The sequence below is a fragment of the Pseudomonas sp. RIT-PI-AD genome, assembly GCF_025642785.1.
In the GTDB taxonomy this organism is placed as follows: Bacteria; Pseudomonadota; Gammaproteobacteria; order Pseudomonadales; family Pseudomonadaceae; genus Pseudomonas_T.
In genome coordinates, this window is record NZ_JANZKU010000001.1 from 59,107 (window position 1) to 74,809 (window position 15,703).

At 63.7% G+C, this 15,703-nt stretch carries 19 protein-coding genes; 6 read left to right on the plus strand and 13 right to left on the minus strand.

Going from position 1 to position 15,703, the window contains the following annotated elements; translation table 11 throughout:
- Positions 1 to 86 precede the first annotated feature (86 nt).
- A complete protein-coding gene (locus OGL92_RS00270; RefSeq protein ID WP_263138578.1) occupies positions 87 to 617 on the plus strand; it encodes a hypothetical protein in 531 nt (176 codons plus the stop codon).
- A gap of 91 nt (positions 618 to 708) precedes the next feature.
- Here OGL92_RS00270 and OGL92_RS00275 read toward each other — a convergent pair whose 3' ends face one another.
- From OGL92_RS00275 to OGL92_RS00305, 7 genes are all read right to left on the minus strand, one after another.
- Positions 709 to 1,560: a DMT family transporter gene (locus OGL92_RS00275; protein WP_263138580.1), complete on the minus strand. Its 852-nt coding sequence runs from the start codon at positions 1,558 to 1,560 to the stop codon at positions 709 to 711.
- Positions 1,561 to 1,666: 106 nt separating this feature from the next.
- On the minus strand, positions 1,667 to 2,320 hold the full coding sequence (locus tag OGL92_RS00280) for an HAD family phosphatase (RefSeq protein ID WP_263138581.1): 654 nt from the start codon (positions 2,318 to 2,320) through the stop codon (positions 1,667 to 1,669).
- On the minus strand, positions 2,320 to 3,309 hold the full coding sequence (locus tag OGL92_RS00285; RefSeq protein ID WP_263138586.1) for an ABC transporter ATP-binding protein: 990 nt from the start codon (positions 3,307 to 3,309) through the stop codon (positions 2,320 to 2,322). The genes OGL92_RS00280 and OGL92_RS00285 overlap by 1 nt, the downstream gene beginning before the upstream one ends.
- Positions 3,306 to 4,103 carry an ABC transporter permease subunit gene (locus OGL92_RS00290; RefSeq protein ID WP_263138591.1) on the minus strand — a complete coding sequence of 266 codons (798 nt, stop codon included), beginning with the start codon at positions 4,101 to 4,103 and terminating at the stop codon, positions 3,306 to 3,308. The genes OGL92_RS00285 and OGL92_RS00290 overlap by 4 nt, the downstream gene beginning before the upstream one ends.
- Positions 4,090 to 4,929, minus strand: a complete 840-nt coding sequence (locus OGL92_RS00295; RefSeq protein ID WP_263138594.1) for an ABC transporter permease subunit — start codon at positions 4,927 to 4,929, stop codon at positions 4,090 to 4,092. The genes OGL92_RS00290 and OGL92_RS00295 overlap by 14 nt, the downstream gene beginning before the upstream one ends.
- A complete protein-coding gene (locus tag OGL92_RS00300; protein WP_263138596.1) occupies positions 4,926 to 5,732 on the minus strand; it encodes an alkaline phosphatase family protein in 807 nt (268 codons plus the stop codon). The genes OGL92_RS00295 and OGL92_RS00300 overlap by 4 nt, the downstream gene beginning before the upstream one ends.
- Positions 5,733 to 5,742: 10 nt before the next feature.
- The gene (locus OGL92_RS00305) at positions 5,743 to 6,801 is read right to left on the minus strand and encodes an ABC transporter substrate-binding protein (RefSeq protein ID WP_263138598.1); all 1,059 of its coding nucleotides are present in this window, start codon (positions 6,799 to 6,801) and stop codon (positions 5,743 to 5,745) included.
- Positions 6,802 to 7,096: 295 nt separating this feature from the next.
- On the opposite strand from OGL92_RS00305, the gene OGL92_RS00310 reads away from it, so the two are divergent.
- From OGL92_RS00310 to OGL92_RS00325, 4 genes are all read left to right on the plus strand, one after another.
- A complete protein-coding gene (locus OGL92_RS00310) occupies positions 7,097 to 7,813 on the plus strand; it encodes a UTRA domain-containing protein (protein WP_263138601.1) in 717 nt (238 codons plus the stop codon).
- Positions 7,814 to 7,915: 102 nt separating this feature from the next.
- Positions 7,916 to 8,734: a hypothetical protein gene (locus tag OGL92_RS00315; protein ID WP_263138604.1), complete on the plus strand. Its 819-nt coding sequence runs from the start codon at positions 7,916 to 7,918 to the stop codon at positions 8,732 to 8,734.
- Positions 8,731 to 9,243, plus strand: coding sequence for a hypothetical protein (locus tag OGL92_RS00320; RefSeq protein WP_263138607.1), 513 nt, complete (start codon positions 8,731 to 8,733; stop codon positions 9,241 to 9,243). Before OGL92_RS00315 ends, OGL92_RS00320 begins: the two co-directional genes overlap by 4 nt.
- Positions 9,244 to 9,249: 6 nt before the next feature.
- Complete coding sequence (locus OGL92_RS00325) at positions 9,250 to 9,876, plus strand: hypothetical protein (protein ID WP_263138613.1); 627 nt, start codon at positions 9,250 to 9,252, stop codon at positions 9,874 to 9,876.
- Between the two features lie 312 nt (positions 9,877 to 10,188).
- Here OGL92_RS00325 and OGL92_RS00330 read toward each other — a convergent pair whose 3' ends face one another.
- From OGL92_RS00330 to minC, 6 genes are all read right to left on the minus strand, one after another.
- Positions 10,189 to 10,590 carry a GFA family protein gene (locus OGL92_RS00330; protein ID WP_263138616.1) on the minus strand — a complete coding sequence of 134 codons (402 nt, stop codon included), beginning with the start codon at positions 10,588 to 10,590 and terminating at the stop codon, positions 10,189 to 10,191.
- Positions 10,590 to 11,879 carry a M18 family aminopeptidase gene (locus tag OGL92_RS00335; RefSeq protein WP_263138621.1) on the minus strand — a complete coding sequence of 430 codons (1,290 nt, stop codon included), beginning with the start codon at positions 11,877 to 11,879 and terminating at the stop codon, positions 10,590 to 10,592. The genes OGL92_RS00330 and OGL92_RS00335 overlap by 1 nt, the downstream gene beginning before the upstream one ends.
- Before the next feature lie 112 nt (positions 11,880 to 11,991).
- Complete coding sequence (locus tag OGL92_RS00340) at positions 11,992 to 12,627, minus strand: RluA family pseudouridine synthase (protein WP_263138624.1); 636 nt, start codon at positions 12,625 to 12,627, stop codon at positions 11,992 to 11,994.
- Between the two features lie 58 nt (positions 12,628 to 12,685).
- The gene (minE, locus tag OGL92_RS00345; RefSeq protein ID WP_263138627.1) at positions 12,686 to 12,940 is read right to left on the minus strand and encodes a cell division topological specificity factor MinE; all 255 of its coding nucleotides are present in this window, start codon (positions 12,938 to 12,940) and stop codon (positions 12,686 to 12,688) included.
- Positions 12,937 to 13,752 carry a septum site-determining protein MinD gene (gene minD, locus OGL92_RS00350; protein ID WP_263138629.1) on the minus strand — a complete coding sequence of 272 codons (816 nt, stop codon included), beginning with the start codon at positions 13,750 to 13,752 and terminating at the stop codon, positions 12,937 to 12,939. Before minD ends, minE begins: the two co-directional genes overlap by 4 nt.
- Positions 13,753 to 13,864: 112 nt before the next feature.
- On the minus strand, positions 13,865 to 14,605 hold the full coding sequence (minC, locus tag OGL92_RS00355; protein ID WP_263138632.1) for a septum site-determining protein MinC: 741 nt from the start codon (positions 14,603 to 14,605) through the stop codon (positions 13,865 to 13,867).
- 128 nt (positions 14,606 to 14,733) lie between these two features.
- Between minC and OGL92_RS00360 the strand changes: the two genes are divergently transcribed.
- The gene (locus OGL92_RS00360) at positions 14,734 to 15,666 is read left to right on the plus strand and encodes a lipid A biosynthesis lauroyl acyltransferase (RefSeq protein WP_263138635.1); all 933 of its coding nucleotides are present in this window, start codon (positions 14,734 to 14,736) and stop codon (positions 15,664 to 15,666) included.
- Positions 15,667 to 15,703: the final 37 nt, after the last annotated feature.

Here is a 15,703-nt window from a genome sequence, read left to right on the forward strand (position 1 = left end):
CTCTTCCGCGCGATGCCAGCCCTGGCATCGCGCGGGCCAGCGCCAGCCGGTATCCTTGGCTTTTCGCCTCATTCTGGATGCCTGCCGTGGAACAGTCGCTCGTTGAACTCATCACTCTTCTCAGCTCGGGTTGCATGGGCGAAGCGGAAATCGCGCGCATCGCCGCCGAAGCCGCCCAGGCCTACGCCGATCCCGACGCCTTCCTGGCGGCCAACCCCGACATCAATTACGACGACAGTTTCCCGATTCCCTTGGGCGAGTGGGTGGTGGTCGGCAGCCTGCCGGATACCGTGCTGTTCCAGGCGGATCGCTACGACGAGCTGTTCCAGGGCATCGTCGCCTCCTTTGGCCCGGAGGTCGCCTTCACCATCAAGCCCCGGCAACTCGCCAAGGTCGAACCGCTGAAGGCGCTCAACAGCATCCAGGTGCAGATGAGCAGCCTCTACCCGGAGAAAGGCGGCTACGTGCTGGTGAATTTCAGCGAACCCCTGGATGACGCCCTGCAGTGCGTGCTGGTCTACACCTGCGACCTGCCGCGGATGCTCGCCTTGAGCGTGGAAGTGGGTATCCTCGCTGCGCCGGCCTACGAGGCTTTGCGCGCCGAACGCGCGTCCTGAGCGCGGTCGAGGGTTGTCTTCCCGGGAGCGGGCGGCGCCACCGCCTGCGGAGAGCCTCGGCTCCGCGGAAGTCGTCCGCTCGCGATTCTGGCTAGTGCAGGTGCAGGATCAGCGCCCCGAGGATCACCGTACCGACGCCGCCCCATTGCACCGGGTTCAGGCGTTCCTTGAACAGCAGCACGCCGAGGATCGCGGCGATGCCGCCGGACAGGGTGCTGAGCACGGTCACCACGGCCACCGAGCCCTGCAGGGCGCCCACCGAAAACGCGGAGAACGCGCTGAGGTTCATCAGGCTCGCGCCCAACAGGGAGCCGAGGTGCTTCAACGGCGGCCGGCTGAACTGGCCCGGCCTCCTGAGCAGGGCGCCGGTCAGCGACGACAATCCGACCGCATAGCCCAGCCATAGCACCGGCACGACGCCCAGCGCCGGCAACGCGTACCGCCCTTGCAACCAGAAGCCGCATCCGTAGAGCAGCGCCGCGAGGACCGCGAAGCCCAGGGCCTGTCGCGGCGCATGGCTTTTCGGCGGTCGCTCGCCGAAAGTCACGGCGGTGAGTGCCACGCCGAGCAGGCAGGCGCCCAGCCCCGGCCATTGCAATGTGCCCAGGCGCTCGCCCGATAACCAGGACAGCAGCGCCGTCACCGCCCCGTAGGCGGTCACCACGGGTGCGACGATGGCCGCCTGGCCGACCGAGAAGGCCCTGGACAGGGCGAGGGTGCCGGACACCGTGAAAAGCGCGGCGAGCAGGGCGCTGCCCCATGAGCTCCAAGGCGCCGCCATGGCACCCCGCACGATCGAGGGAAACACCGTCAGGATCAGGCTGACGATCAGGAAGCCCAGCGCCTGGCCGAAGAACACCGCCTTTCTCACCCCTACGGCGCGGGCGTTGAAACCGGCGAGAAAATCGGTGATCCCCCAGCACATCGCGGCGAGTAGGCCCATCAAAACGTCCAAAGCGGATTCTCGGGCTGACAGCGACCGCCGACTATAGCGCCCGGCGGACCTGACCGCGCCGGTGCCGCGGGTATCCGGCGCTGGGCGAGCCGCTTCAGCGCCAGTCGAGGATCGGCCAGCCGACGGCCCGCGCATGGGCGCGCAGGGCCGGGTCCGGGTTGACCGCGTAGGGATGGTCGACCCGTTGCAGCAGCGGCAGGTCGTTGCAGGAGTCGGAATAGAAGCAGGCCCCTTCCAGGGTTTCGCCCTGCTCGCGCAGCCATTCCATCAGGCGCACGACCTTGCCCTCGCGGTAGCTGAGCACGCCGCGGGTGGCGCCGCTGTAATAGCCGTCGCGTTCTTCCAGTTCGATGGCGATGACGTCGTCGATGCCCAGTCGGGCGGCGATGGCGCCGACCAGGAAATGCGCCGAGGCGGATATCAGCAGGATGCGGTCGCCGGCCATCCGGTGGGTCGCCAGGCAGCGGCTGGCGTCGCTGTAGAACAGCGGCTCGACGACGTCCTCGACGAAGGGCTCCACGACGAAGGCCACTTCCTCGCGGGAGCGGCCCACCAGTGGCGACAGGCTGAAGTTCATGTAGTCCTGCATGTCCAGCTTGCCCTCGCCATACAGGGCCATAAGCTCGGCGTCGCGCCGCACGAAGCTGTCCGCGTCGACCCAGCCCAGGTGTGCCATGTGTCGGCTCCAGAGGCTGGCGCAGTCGCCATGGATCAGGGTCTCGTCGAGATCGAAGATCGCCAGGGGCATCACGCCACCTCGCGGATGGCGGCGGTATCGATGTTCAAGCGCAGGCGTTGGCCCTTGCCGTGCAGGTCGCCCTCCGAGCGGTTCAGCACGTCCACCAGCAATTCGACGCCACGGGCTTCCACGCGGTAGCGGATGACGTTGCCGAGCAGGCTATGGCCGCGGATTTCCGCCTCGATGCCGCCTTCCTGGCCGAGGCCGATGGCTTCCGGGCGGATGGCGATGCGGCTGTGCACCGGGCGCATCAGCAGGCGACTGGCGGCGTCCGCATCGAGCAGGTTGTAGTTGCCGATGAAGCCGGCGGCGAAGGCGTCCACCGGGGCGGTGTAGAGGGTTTCCGCGTCGCCGCTCTGGACGATCCGCCCGGCGTTCATCAGGAAAATGCGGTCCGACAGGGTCAGCGCCTCTTCCTGGTCGTGGGTGACGAAGAGGGTGGTCAGGCCCAGTTCCTGCTGAATCCGGCGGATCTGTTCGCGCAGGTGCTTGCGGATGCGCGCGTCCAGCGCCGACAGCGGCTCGTCGAGCAGCAGCAGGCGCGGTCGGGTGACCAGCGAACGGGCCAGCGCCACCCGCTGGCACTGGCCGCCGGAAAGCTGGTGCGGGTAGCGTTCGGCGAGGTCGCCGAGTTCGACCATGGCCAGCACCTCGCGCACGCGGCGGGCGCTTTCGTCGGCGGCGACCTTTTGCATGCGCAGGCCGAAGGCAACGTTCTGTTGCACCGTCATGTTGGGGAACAGTGCGTAGCTCTGGAACACCATGCCGATGTCGCGTTTCTGCGGCGTCAGCGGTACCAGGTCCTGGCCGTCCAGCAGGATGCGCCCGCCATTGACCTCGGTGAGGCCGGCGATGCAGCGCAGCAGGGTGGATTTGCCGCACCCGGAAGGGCCGAGCAGGGTGACGAACTCGCCTTGGGCGATCTCGCAATCGATGTCGCTGAAGATCGCCGTATCGCCATAGCGTTTGTGCAGGCCCTGGATGCTCAGGTAGCTCATGTCTTGTCCTTGTTCAGGCGATTGGCTGCCCAGGTGAACACCAATACGAAGAAGAAATAGGAGATCACCAGGGCGCTGTTGAAGTGGCCACTGCTGTTGCGCATGTTGTTCAGATAGACCTGCAGGGTTTCGTAGCGGCTGCCGACCAACAGGTTGGCGAAGACGAACTCGCCGAACAGGAAGGAGAACGACAGGAACAGCGAGACCATCAGGCCCTTGCGCAGGTTCGGCAGGACCACCAGCAGCGCGGCCTTCCAAGTGCTGGCGCCGAGCAGGTGCGCAGCATCCATCAGGTCGCGCAGGTTGAGCGCCTGCAAATTGTTGGTGATCGCCCGGTACATGAAGGGCAGCGCCACGGTGAAGTAGCAGCCGATCAGGATCCAGGGCGTGCCCACCATCGCCAGTGGACCCGAACCGTACAACTGCAATAGCCCCACCGAGGACACCACCGGCGGCACGGCGAAGGGCAGCAGGATGAGCACGTTCATCAGCCCGTCGAGTTTCGGGAAGTGGTAGTGCACCACGAACAGCAACGGCAGGATCAGCAGCGTCGCCAGGGCCAGGGCGCCGAAGCAGACCAGCAGCGACTGGCCGAACGCATAGAGGAAGCGGCTGTCGCTCCACAACGCCAGGTACCACTTGATCGTCAGGCCATCCGGCAGGATCGTCGCCGACCAGCTGGTCGCCAGCGAATACAGCAGGGTTCCGGCCAGCGGCAGCAACAGGACGACGAACAGGCCGTAGACCACCACGCGGTGATAGAGGCTGGCGGGGGCACTGTCAGCGCGCGACATGGTAGCTCCTCCTCAACAGCCACTGGTGCGCCGCGGTGATCACCAGCATCAGGCCGACCAATACCATCGCCAGGGCGCTGGCCATGTTCGGCTCGAGGAAGATGTCGCCGGCGACCATCGCCGCGATGCGGATCGGCAGTACGTTGAAGTTGCCGGTGGTGAGGGCGTAGACGGTGGCGTAGGCGCCCAGGGCGTTGGCCAGCAGGATGACGAAGGTGCCGAGCAGCGCCGGTGTCAGCACCGGCAGGCCGATGTAGCGCCAGAACTGCCAGGAGCCGGCGCCGAGCAGCGCGGCCGACTCGCGCCAATCCTCGCGCAGGGCGTCGAACGCCGGGTACAGCAAGAGCACGCCCAGGGGAATCTGGAAATAGGTGTAGAGCACGATCAGCCCGGTCTTGGAGTACAGGTTGAAGTCGTCGATGAGGCCGCTCTGCTTGAGCAGCAGGGTCAGGGTGCCGTTGAACCCCAGCAGGATGATGAAGGCGAAGGCGAGCGGTACGCCGGCGAAATTGCTGGTCATGGTCGAGAAGGCCATGACGAAGTCGCGCAGCTTCGAGTCGACCCGGCGCAGCGAGTAGCTGCCGAGAACCGCCACCAGGATGCCGATCAGGCTCGACCAGAAGGCGATCTGCAGGCTGTGCTCGATGGCCTGCAGGTAGAACGGCGAGTCGGCTATTTCGCGGAAGTTGCCCAGCCCCCAGCCGTCCGCCCCGTTCAGGCTGTGCAGCATCACCCAGCCCAGCGGGGCGATCTGGAAGACCGTGAAGACCACGGCGAAAGGCACCAGGCAGAGCAGCGCCAGCCATTTGCTGCGTGATCGCCTCATGCGAGCAACTCCCGGCAGAAGGGTTTGTCGTGGGGAACGCCGAGCAGCTCGCAGAGCGTACCGCAGAGTTCGGTCTGCTTCGGCTGGGCGTAACCGTCCAGGCTGAAGGCATCGCCCAGTACGAACAGCGGCACTTCGCGCTCCTCGTTGAGCAGGCCGTTATGGCTGCGGTCGGTGTTCATGCCGTGGTCGGCGGTGACCATCACCTGATAACCGGCCTCCAGCCAGCCTTGCAGGTAATCCGCCAGGAGGATGTCGGCCTGCCGCGCGGCATTGCGGTAATGCGGCGAGTCCAGGCCATGGCGGTGGCCGGCATCATCGATGTTCATCGGATGCACCAGGAGGAAGTCCGGCCGGTACCGCAGGCGCAGGCTCTCCGCATCGGCGAACAGGTGCGAGTCCGGGTAGTGGTCGGCGTAGTAGAAATGCCCGTGCTGGATCGGCAGGTCGGGGGCTTCGGTATGCCGGTCGCGGGCGGCGACGAAGGGCGAGCGATTGTACAGCTCGCTGACCCAGTGATAGGCCGCCGCCGCGGTGCTCAGGCCGGCGGCACGGGCGTAGTGGAACACGCTGCGTTGGTTTGAGGGGCGGGATACGCCATTGTTGACGATGCCGCTGTCGAGGGGCGCGACCCCGGTGAGGATGCATTCGTAGAGCGGGCGGGATAACGCCGGCAGCTCGCAGTCGAGCTTGTACAGCGCGCCGCGCCCGGCGGCGCAGTAGGCCTGCAGGTGGCCCAGCGCGTGCCGGGCCACCTCGTGGTTCAGGCCATCCAACACGATCAGGATGACGGTGCGTTTCATCGTGCCGCCGTTACTGCATGTTGATGATGACGTGTTCCTGCCAGAGGCGCGGCAAGCGCTTGGAGGTTTCCTCCCAGGCTTTGGCGTCCTTGATCGGCGTCACCTTGGCGTACTGTTCGGCTGGCAGCAGCTTGGCCTTCACGTCGTCCGGCAGGCTGAGGTGCTCGGCCCGGATCGGTCGTGCATAGCCCCGCGCCAGGTTGATCTGGCCGGCATCGCTGAGGATGTATTCGCGCGCCAGCTTGGCCGCGTTCGGGTGCTTGGCGTATTTGTTGATTAACGTGCTGTAGCCGGAGATCACCGAACCGTCGGCGGGGATCAGCACGTCGAAGCGTGCCGGGTCGATCTGGTCGCGATAGCTGAGTCCGTTGAAATCCCAGACGATGCCCACTTCCACCTCGCCCTTTTCCAGGGTCTGGATGGTCGGGTTGGACAGCGACAGGCGGCCCTGCTTGGCCAGGCCGGCGAAGAGTTCGAGGCCCGGCTTGATGTTCTTCTCGTCGCCGCCATTGGCCAGCGCCGCGGCGAGTACCCCGTTGACCGCCTGGGCCGCCGAGCTGACGTCGCCGATGGCGACCTTGTAGGTGCCGGTCTTCAGGTCCCCCCAGGTTTTCGGCGGCTCTTTCACCAGTTGCTTGTTGATGATGAAGGCGATGGAGCCGGTGTAGGCCAGCAGCCAGTGGCCGTCCTTGTCCTTGGCCCATTCCGGGACCTGTTCCCAGGTGCTCGGCTTGTAGGCCTGGGTGACGCCCTGCTGCGTGGCGATGGGGCCGAAGGCGGCGCCGACGTCGCCGATGTCGGCGCTGGCGTTGTCCTTCTCCGCAGCGAACTTGGCGATTTCCTGCGCCGAGCTCATGTCGGTGTCCATGTGCTTGAGGCCGTAGTGCTTTTCCAGGTCGGCCCAGGTGTCTTTCCAGTTCGCCCAGCTATCCGGCATGCCGACGCTGTTTACCGCGCCTTCCGCGCGAGCGGCCTGTTCCAGCGCCTTGATATCCCCTTCATCGGCCATGGCCTGGGTCCCCAAGGCGATGGCGGTTCCCAACAGTGAAGCCAGCAGCAGGCGTTTCATATGAAGCTCCTTAGCGGTGAGGATTGGTCTAGATCAGCAAGAGCCAGGCCAATCTAGGGCTGTTTAATGACGTTTTCGTGGCAGGGCGAGGTCTATCGCGGCGGGCGAGCGCGCCGCGCAGACAAGCGTAGACCATCGTCCCCGGCGCGGATCGCGGGCTTCGGGAAAGCCCGGCATAGCCCCTGCATGGCCCCGAGCCTGTCATCCCGCAGTCATCCAGGCGCTTTAGGATCGGTCGAACCAGGGCCGCCTCGCGCTTTTGTGGTGCTGGTCTATTCCAGAATGGAGTGTTTCGATGCGCGACGACGCACCCCGCACCGTCACCGCGATCTGCCGGGCCTTGCAGCGGCAGATCGAGCACGGCTTGCTGCCCCTGGGGGGCAAGCTGCCCGCCGAGCGCAAGCTCAGCGAACTGTTCGATACCACGCGTATCACCCTGCGCGAAGCCTTGGGTCAGTTGGAAGCACAGGGACTGATCTATCGCGAGGAGCGCCGTGGCTGGTTCGTCTCGCCGCCGCGGGTGGACTACAACCCACTGGTGCGCAGCCACTTCCACGCGATGGTCGGTGAGCAGGGCCGGGTGCCGGCGACGGAGGTGATCGGCGCCAGGCTGCTGCCGGCCCCGGTGGAAATCTGCGAACTGCTGGAATTGCCCGCGCTATCCGCGGTGATCCAGATCCGTCGGGCTCGGCGGATCGACGGGCGCCTGGTGCTGTACGTCGAGCACTACCTCAACCCGCTCTATTTCCCCGGCATCCTCGGGTTCGACCTGACCCGCTCGCTCACCGAGCTGTATGCCCGCGAGTACCGCATCCACTACGGGCGCGTACGGTTCGACATGGTCCCCACCGCCCTGCATCCCGAAGCCGCCGCAGCCCTGCGGGTGACGCCCGGCAGCCCGGCGCTGCGCATCGTCCGGCTCAATCGCGACCAGCACGATCGCCTGATCGACTGCGACCTGGAGTTCTGGCGCCACGATGCGATCCAGGTACGGGTGGAAGTGCCGCAGTGAGCGGCGGCGATTCTGTGGATGCTTCCACAGTGTCTGCATCCGGCGGCCTTTCGTCCTTCTGCTTCGTTCTATGATCGGACATCGGTTCTTCGAGTACTCATTATGCTGGTCTTCAAGCGCAATACCCGTGAGGGGCAGACCGTACCGGGGCAGGTCACCCTGGTGGTCGGCAATAACCTCATCGTGAAACTGGTCGGGCTGGGCCCGGACAAGAAACACTACGCGATCAAGAGTGACAGCCCCTGCGTGGACGTCCAACAAAAGGCCGATGATCGCTTCCTGGAGCAGACGATCCGCTTCAAGGCCAATATGGTTTGCCAGGGTGCTCGGATCACCGTCTACGAAAAGACCTCCGGGGACCGCATGCCATTGGAACTGAAGATCAACGTGCTGGAGCCGCTGATGCTGCCGCCGGAGAATACGGATGAGGGGTTGCTGGCGAGGCTTTTACTCGCGGAATGCATTCAACCTATCTCTATTAACTATCCTGGTGAAGAAGAAAACTTGCAGACGATGCAGTACATGAGATTGACCATTGAAAACCGAGTTGCTTTTCAAAACTATCGAATCTTCGGGAATCCTGCTTCCCGCACTGTGGTAGGTATTGTGACTGCAGGAGGCCAGTTTAAAGGATTTGGGCTGTATCCAAAATTGGATGAGCTGCAAGCAAGAAATATAAGTGACGCTGTGCGGTACTCGAATGATGGGAGCAATCTTAAGTTTTCGGTATATCGAAAGCATGTGCAGCAGGCATTGGATGTAGCGTACGGAAGAGCGCCAAAAATTGCCGGAAGAGTTTATGGGTGGCGAACAGCCGGTTCTGAACCCGCAGGCGGCTCATTCGTTCCCGCTGCGAAAATCGGAGGGCAGCAATTCAATACGCTGCGTGATGAAGTGTTGAATGCAAACGGTGTGAAATGAGAGTTTTCCTGGTGGTCTTGGTTACAGTTTTCATGCCGTTTTCAGCTTTCTCGAAATCGAAGGAGTTTGAGTATTCGATTTTTTCAGGCCAGGTCGAACGCGTCAGTATTGTTGAAAAAGAACAATTTTCTAATTTTGAATATGACCTCATGTATTTAGCAGCTGCTCTCAATAAAAATCTAGAGCCCAATCATTTTTGCCTTTTGGGTTATAAATGGCCAGACGACGAAGTAAAAGCGATGGTCTATTGGGAGGAGAAGAGTCTCATTTTTATGTGGTCAGGCAGAAGCGTTATCCCTGAGGAATATGGCGATTATGCATCCAGCCTTATTTCTTCTCCTAGTATTGATCTGAAAAAAGATGTGGTTGAGCGTCAAGACCCGATGGCCACGTCAACCTACCTGCGGGCCAATGTAGAGGGTACGCTGAAGGACTGTGCCCAACATGGCATTCAGTATGAGTTAAAGCCTTTTACCCCACCGCTCCCGAAAGGTGAGGATGACTGGTAGTTTGTTATGGAGTGGCTGAGTGTAAGCGAAGTCGCTTATGCTGATGATATTCAGCTGGCGCCTGTAGCGTTTTCTCATCATGCACGAAATGCCATTCTGGACACGTATTCGATGTTGAACAGGATTAAAGGTGTATGGTTATTCGCGCTGATGGCGCTGATAACCCATTCGGCGCTGGCAAGCGAGAGCTTCGAGCATTCGATTCTTCAGGGGCAAGTGGAACATGCGGATTTAACGCACCTACGGCAATACAGGAATTTCCAGTTCGATCTCATGTATTGGGTCGCAAATTTAGATAAGAACGCTCAGACCAATAATTTCTGCCTAGTGGGTTATCGCTGGCCTGACAAGTCCATTGAAGCGGTTGTGTCTTGGAAGGAAGAGTCCAGCTTGAAAATATGGTCAGGCCGTCACACACCTCCTGACGAGTATGGCGACGGAGCTAGTGATCTCATGATGACTAAAGGGATCGATCTCGAGCACAACGTCGTCGATCGCGAAGACCAGATGGGCATGTCCACCTACCTGCGCCGCGATGTGGAGGGCACGCTGAAAGATTGCGCCCGTCACGGTATTCAGTACGAGTTAAAGCCTTTCACGCCACCGCCGGAAAAGAGCGAGGATGATTGGTAAGCGAGCCGTCGTTGGGCGAGCACACCGGTTAGAAGTGCGAACGACGCTACTGGCTCCTTTGGGGGGTACGGATGGGCGCAGAAGCATTCGATGGATTAATTGCAAGACGGCTGCTGAGCCCCGTACGAAAAGGCGCTTGGCGGTGAAAGCCGCTCTTGGAAGGTTCGCTGGTCATCCGCAACGTCGCTTCTTCACCGATTTCGTCTTGTCCGGTCTAGGCTCGACGTCAGCCTCCATACGCCAATGTTCGAACGCCCCTGGCGGCCGGATCGGCGCGGGCCATGGTCAGCGTGGCGACGGCAGACTCACAGTTCAACGTCCAGACGGCCACTCTGGATAGATCGGCACGTCTTCAGCCGTGGTCAGCCAGGGCCGGTCGTGGGAGGTCCAGATGTGCTGGGCGGGCCGCGCGCCGGGGTCTTGGTCGAGGGTGGCCACGCGCAGGATCACGTGGGGTTGCCCAGGGCGTTCGGCGATCAGTTGCGAGCCGCAGACCGAACAGAAGCGACGCACCTTGCCTGGCGAGGATTCGTAGCATGAAAGCCTGTCCTCGCCCTGGGTCCAGCGGAAATGCTCGCGCAATACACCCGCCGTGGTGGCGAAGGCGGATGCGTGGGCTTTCTGGCAGGTCAGGCAATGGCAGTGCCCGATGGGCATGTCCAGCCCATCGATGGCGTAGCTCACCGTACCGCACAGGCAACTGCCGGTAAGCATCAGGGCAATTCCTGGCTGGCATAGAAGGCGCCGAGCACTTTTACCAAGTGCGCGAGGTCATGGCTGCCGGCCAGTTCGCGGATCGAGTGCATGGCGAAGGTGGGCAGGCCGATGTCCACGGTGCGCACCCCGATCTGGCTGGCGGTGATGGGCCCGATGGTGGAGCCGCAGCCCATGTCGCTGCGGGTGACGAAGCTCTGCACCGGCACCTCGTTCTCCAGGCACAGGTGGCGGAAGAAGCCGGCGGTCTCGCTGTTGGTGGCGTAGCGCTGGTTGCTGTTGACCTTGATCACCGGGCCGGCATTGAGCTTGGGGCCATGGTTGGCATCATGTTTGTCGGCGTAGTTGGGGTGCACCCCGTGTGCATTGTCGGCGGACACCAGCAGCGAGCGCTGTACGACGCGGGCGAAAGCATCGCCTTCCGGCAACAGGCGGCGCAGCACCTGCTCGAGGAAGGGGCCGTCGGCCCCGCAGGCCGAGCAGGATCCCACTTCCTCGTGGTCGGTGCAGACCAGCACGCAGCTTTCCTCGCCGTCGGCGTTCAGCAGCGCTTGCAGCCCGGCGTAGCAGGACAGCAGATTGTCCAGTCGCGCGCCGGCGATGAAGTCGCCTTCCAGGCCGACCAGGGCGGCTTTCTGGGTATCGTAGAAACTCAATTCATAGTCCAGCACGGCATCGGCGCTGATGCCGTGTTCGCGGCCGACCTGTTCGGCGAGCAGCTCGCGGAAATCGCGGCGTTCGCCGCTGGCCAGTTGCGCGAGGATCGGCGGCAACTCGTTCTGCGCGTTGATCGCCCAGCCCAGGTTGGCTTCGCGGTTCAGGTGGATCGCCAGGCTGGGGATCACGGCGAGCGGGGTCTGGAAGTCGATCAACTGACTCTCCACCTTGCCGGCCGCGCGATAGGTGACCCGCCCGGCCAGCGACAGGTCGCGGTCGAACCAGGGCGCGAGCAGGGCGCCGCCATAGACTTCCACGCCGAGTTGCCAGAAGCCCTGCTTGTACAGCTCGGGGTTCGGCTTCACTCGCAGGCAGGGGCTGTCGGTATGGGCGCCGACCAGCCGCAGGCCGGCGTCCAGCGCTGGGCGACGGCCCTGGCGGATGGCGATCAGCGAAGAGTCGTTACGGGTCACGTAGTACAGGCCGCCCGGCTCGATGCGCCAGGCGTCGCGCTCATCCAGGCGCTGGTAGCCGGCGGCTTCGAGGCGCTGGCTCAGGCTGAGGGTGGCATGGAAGGGGGTGGGCGAGGCTTTCAGGAAGTCGATCAGGCCCTGGTTCAGTTCTTCGCGCATACGGGGCTCCAGACGGGAATGCGCGAAGTCTATCGCATTTGCGCGGCCAGGCTTCGCCGCGCATGGTTTGGCGCGGCACCCGCGCTGCAAAGCACGAGACTCGTTGCGGGGTTCAGAATGGCGCGGGGCTTTCGAAGCGCAGGCGCTCGCCGGTCTGCGGATGGCTGAGGCTGAGCATGCTGGCGTGCAGGCACAAGCGCGTATGCGCGGCGAGGGCTTCCGGATGGGCGTACAGGCGATCGCCCAGCAGCGGGTGGCCGATGGAAAGCAGGTGCACGCGCAACTGGTGGGAGCGTCCCGTGATCGGGGTGAGCTCGACTCGGCTGTAGGTGCCGCAGCGTTCCAGCACGCGCCAGAAGGTGAGGGCGTGGCGCCCTTCCTGGTGGTCGACCACATGCCGTGGCTTGGTCGGTGGGTCGTAGCGCAGGGGCAGCTCGATACGTCCGCTGTCGGCTTCCGGCTCGCCCCAGCACAGCGCGGTGTAGGCCTTTTCGGTCTCGCGGTCGTGGAATTGCCGCGACAGTTCGCGATGGCTGTCGGGGTCGCGGGCGAGGACGATCAGCCCCGAGGTTTCCCAGTCCAGGCGATGCACGATGCGTGCCTCGGGATAACCGTTCTCCTGCAGGCGGGTGACCAGGCAATCCCGATTGTCTTCGGCGCGGCCGGGCACCGAGAGCAACAGGGTGGGTTTATCGATCACCAGCAGGGCGGCGTCCTGGTGCAGGATCTGGATCTGCGAGAGCGGCATGGGGCGGTTCCGGAAACGCCGACGGCGGCCGTGGCCGCCGTCGTGCTCAGGCTGCGGATCAGCGATCCGGCAGCGTGATGTTGAGTTCGAGGATCGAGCAGTCGCCCTGATTTTCCAGGATGACCTGGACCTGATCCTGATCGATGTTGACGTACTTGCGGATCACCTCGACGAGTTCCAACTGCAGCGCGGGCAAGTAGTCCGGCTGGCTGCGTTGACCGCGCTCGTGGGCGACGATGATCTGCAGGCGTTCCTTGGCGATCGAAGCGCTGTTCTGCTTCTTCCGTTCGCGAAAGAAGTCGAAAATATTCATTCACGACCTCCGAACAGCCGCTGCAGGAAACCTTTTTTCTGCACGTCGAGGAAACGGTGGGGCATTTCCTTGCCGAGCAGGCGGTCGACGGCGTCGCTGTACGCCTGGCCGGCGTCGCTTTGCTCGTCGAGGATGACCGGCACGCCCTGGTTGGACGCTTTGAGCACGGCCTGGGATTCGGGGATCACGCCCAGCAGGTTGATGGCGAGGATTTCCTCGACGTCCTCGACGCCGAGCATCTCGCCCTTGGTGACACGCTCCGGGTTGTAGCGGGTCAGCAGCAGCCGTTCCTTGATCGGCTCCTCGCCTTTCTCGGCGCGCCGCGACTTGCTCGCCAGCAGGCCGAGCATGCGGTCGGAGTCGCGTACCGAGGACACTTCCGGGTTGGTCACGACGATCGCCTCGTCGGCGAAGTACATGGCCAGGTGGGCGCCTTTCTCGATGCCGGCAGGGGAGTCGCAGACCACGTATTCGAAGTTCTGCGCCAGCTCGGTGATGACCTTCTCGACGCCCTCGATGGTCAGGGCGTCCTTGTCGCGGGTCTGGCTGGCGGCCAGCACGTAGAGGTTCTCCAGGCGCTTGTCTTTGATCAGCGCCTGGGTGAGGGTCGCTTCGCCGTTGATGACGTTGACGAAGTCATACACCACGCGGCGTTCGCAGCCCATGATCAGGTCGAGGTTGCGCAGGCCGACGTCGAAGTCGACGATGACGGTCTTGTGCCCGCGCAGGGCAAGGCCGGTACCGATGGCCGCGCTGGTGGTGGTTTTGCCGACACCGCCCTTGCCGGACGTGACAACGAGAATCTTGGCCAAGGTGATTCACCCTAAATAATGAAGAAATTCAAAACATGCAGGCCGCGTCGCGAACCCGTATGGACTGGGGCGGGCTCGTGTCGAACGATTGAAAACCGCGGCAGTATATCCGTTAAAGGCGGGTGATGTTCAACACGTCACCCGACAGGCTGACCTGAACCGCTTTGCCCCACAGGGGATCGCGTCTGAGGTCGTCGGCGACCTTGTATTGACCGGCCACTGAAACCAGCTCGGCGGCCAATTGCTGGCAGAAGATACGGGCGCCGGCGTTGCCTTTGACTCCGGCCAGGGCGCGTCCGCGGAGCGGCGCGTACACATGGATGTTGCCATCGGCGAGAAGTTCCGCGCCGGCACTCACCGGGGCCAGGACCAGCAGATCGCCGCCCGCCGCGTAGATCTGCTGTCCGCCACGGACCGGGGTGGTGATCACCCGGGTCGGCCGCACTTCCGGCTCGGCGGGCTTTTCCGGCGTCTTTTGCTTCGCCGCGCCTTCCACTGGATCGAGCAGCCGTTCGCGGGCGCCCGAAGGCGGCAGGACCGGCAGGTCCAGGGTGTTGGCGGCGGCGATATCGGCGGGGCGACTGGCGCGGATCGCCAGGGTTCGCAGGCCGTGCTTGCGGCACAGGCCCATGAGGGCCGCCAGGTCGAGCGGGCCTTCGCCTTCCGGCAGCTTGTCCAGCGCCAGCACCAGCGGGGTGTTCTGGAAGAAGTTCGGGGCCTGGGCGACCTTGTCGGTGAGCTGGCGGTCCAGGCGCTGCAGATCCTGGTGCGCCAGTTCCATGATGGTGATGGCGAGCATGCTGCCCTTGAGCTGGAACACGGGTTCTTGGTCGAGGAGATCGGCTTGGCTCATGGTCGGCCCACAACTTTGGATGGCGAGGACTTATAGCCGGAAATGCCCGCCCTGGCTACAGGGAGTAAGGCGCCGCGGGTCCTTGCCTCGGGTTAGAATGCCGGCCCTTCATCGGTTTCGGGGTCGTCATGCAGCGCCCGCGGTTTCGCGCTTATTTTCTCCATCCAGGTTTCTGGCCGCTGTGGTTCGGGCTGGGTGTCCTCTGGCTCATGGTGCAGTTGCCCTATCCGGCGTTGCTCGGCCTGGGTCGCATGCTCGGCGCCTGTATGTATCGCACGGTCGGCTCGCGGCGGCGCATCGCCGCGCGCAACCTGGCGCTGTGTTTCCCGGCGCTGTCCGCCGCCGAACGCGAGCGGCTGCTGAAGGAAAACTTCGCCTCCACCGGCATCGCCTTTTTCGAGATGGCCATGAGTTGGTGGTGGCCACGCCAGCGCCTGGCGCGACTGGCGCATATCGAAGGCTTGCAGCACTTGCGCGAGGCACAGGCGGAAGGCCAGGGGGTGATCCTCATGGCGCTGCACTTCACCACCCTGGAGATCGGCGCGGCGCTGCTCGGCCAGGTCCATACCATCGACGGCATGTACCGCGAGCATAAGAACCCGGTCTTCGATTTCGTCCAGCGCCGCGGGCGCGAGCGGCACAACCTGGACGCCACCGCCATCGAGCGCGAAGACGTGCGGGCGATGCTCAAGGTGCTGCGGGCCGGCCGTGCGATCTGGTACGCGCCGGACCAGGACTACGGCGCCAAGCAGAGCCTGTTCGTGCCGCTGTTCGGCATCCCGGCGGCTACCGTCACCGCCACCAGCAAATTCGCTCGCCTCGGCCGCGCCCGCGTGCTGCCCTTCACCCAAGAGCGTCTGGCCGACGGCTCCGGCTATCGCCTGGTCATCCATCCGCCGCTGCGGGATTTCCCCGGTGAAAGCGAAGAGGCCGATTGCCTGCGCATCAACCGCTGGGTGGAGGCGGTGGTCAGCGCCTGCCCCGCCCAGTACCTCTGGGCGCACCGGCGTTTCAAGACCCGCCCGCCGGGCGAGGCGAAACTCTACGACCGGCACCGCTGAACCACGGCCTCTATACTCGCCACAAAAATCCGGAAGC

Bases quoted from the DNA above. Each gene is read 5' to 3' on its own strand.
- OGL92_RS00295 (WP_263138594.1), bottom strand. From the start codon at position 4,929: ATGAGGCGATCACGCAGCAAATGGCTGGCGCTGCTCTGCCTGGTGCCT.
- OGL92_RS00340 (WP_263138624.1), bottom strand. From the start codon at position 12,627: ATGCCGCTCTCGCAGATCCAGATCCTGCACCAGGACGCCGCCCTGCTG.
- OGL92_RS00310 (WP_263138601.1), top strand. From the start codon at position 7,097: ATGCGCGACGACGCACCCCGCACCGTCACCGCGATCTGCCGGGCCTTG.
- OGL92_RS00335 (WP_263138621.1), bottom strand. From the start codon at position 11,879: ATGCGCGAAGAACTGAACCAGGGCCTGATCGACTTCCTGAAAGCCTCG.
- minE (WP_263138627.1), bottom strand. From the start codon at position 12,940: ATGAATATTTTCGACTTCTTTCGCGAACGGAAGAAGCAGAACAGCGCT.
- OGL92_RS00330 (WP_263138616.1), bottom strand. From the start codon at position 10,590: ATGCTTACCGGCAGTTGCCTGTGCGGTACGGTGAGCTACGCCATCGAT.
- OGL92_RS00290 (WP_263138591.1), bottom strand. From the start codon at position 4,103: ATGTCGCGCGCTGACAGTGCCCCCGCCAGCCTCTATCACCGCGTGGTG.
- OGL92_RS00275 (WP_263138580.1), bottom strand. From the start codon at position 1,560: ATGGGCCTACTCGCCGCGATGTGCTGGGGGATCACCGATTTTCTCGCC.
- OGL92_RS00280 (WP_263138581.1), bottom strand. From the start codon at position 2,320: ATGCCCCTGGCGATCTTCGATCTCGACGAGACCCTGATCCATGGCGAC.
- OGL92_RS00320 (WP_263138607.1), top strand. From the start codon at position 8,731: ATGAGAGTTTTCCTGGTGGTCTTGGTTACAGTTTTCATGCCGTTTTCA.
- minC (WP_263138632.1), bottom strand. From the start codon at position 14,605: ATGAGCCAAGCCGATCTCCTCGACCAAGAACCCGTGTTCCAGCTCAAG.
- OGL92_RS00305 (WP_263138598.1), bottom strand. From the start codon at position 6,801: ATGAAACGCCTGCTGCTGGCTTCACTGTTGGGAACCGCCATCGCCTTG.
- OGL92_RS00360 (WP_263138635.1), top strand. From the start codon at position 14,734: ATGCAGCGCCCGCGGTTTCGCGCTTATTTTCTCCATCCAGGTTTCTGG.
- OGL92_RS00315 (WP_263138604.1), top strand. From the start codon at position 7,916: ATGCTGGTCTTCAAGCGCAATACCCGTGAGGGGCAGACCGTACCGGGG.
- OGL92_RS00325 (WP_263138613.1), top strand. From the start codon at position 9,250: ATGGAGTGGCTGAGTGTAAGCGAAGTCGCTTATGCTGATGATATTCAG.
- OGL92_RS00285 (WP_263138586.1), bottom strand. From the start codon at position 3,309: ATGAGCTACCTGAGCATCCAGGGCCTGCACAAACGCTATGGCGATACG.
- OGL92_RS00300 (WP_263138596.1), bottom strand. From the start codon at position 5,732: ATGAAACGCACCGTCATCCTGATCGTGTTGGATGGCCTGAACCACGAG.